1 protein-coding gene is annotated in these 543 nt (G+C 50.6%); it reads right to left on the bottom strand.

The window, feature by feature from the left end; genetic code table 11:
- Positions 1-543: FAD-binding protein (locus AC27IT_RS28085; RefSeq protein WP_487092305.1), on the bottom strand; the 543-nt coding region annotated here is incomplete at both ends.

Here is a 543-nt window from a genome sequence, read left to right as displayed (position 1 = left end):
CGTTTCTTGCAGCTTATGTCGCTGTCCCACGACGGATGAAGCCTGGAACTCTGCACGGTTATCACTGTAAGATATCAAAGTATGGCCGACCAGCGGTGGCAATGAATGCAGCCGCTCGATAATCCTACTGGCGAACACAATAGCTTCAGATAGCGAATTGCTCGCCAGACGATTAGCACCGTGAACACCTGTGGAAGAAGTCTCTCCACAAGCGAACAAACGCCTAACGGAGCTTTCCCCGTATAGATTAGTCTGGATACCACCCATCATATAATGGGCAGCAGGAGCAATGGGAATCCAGCCTGTCGTCATATCCAACCCATATGACAGACATGTCCGATAAATCGTTGGAAAACGTTGCTTTACCCGCTCAGGCGGCTCGTGTGTAATATCCAGGTATACAAACGTAGACTGAGTGCGTTCCATCTCATGGATGATCGCACGAGCTACGATATCTCTGGGTGCAAGCTCCTGCCGGGAATCGTACTTGTCCATGAAGCGTTCTCCATGAATGTTGCGTAACACGGCCCCTTCTCCCCGTAC

It is taken from the genome of Brevibacillus sp. YAE8 (assembly GCF_057543335.1).
Note: the sequence above shows the minus strand (reverse complement) of the source record. Positions and strands in the feature narration are given on the sequence as shown.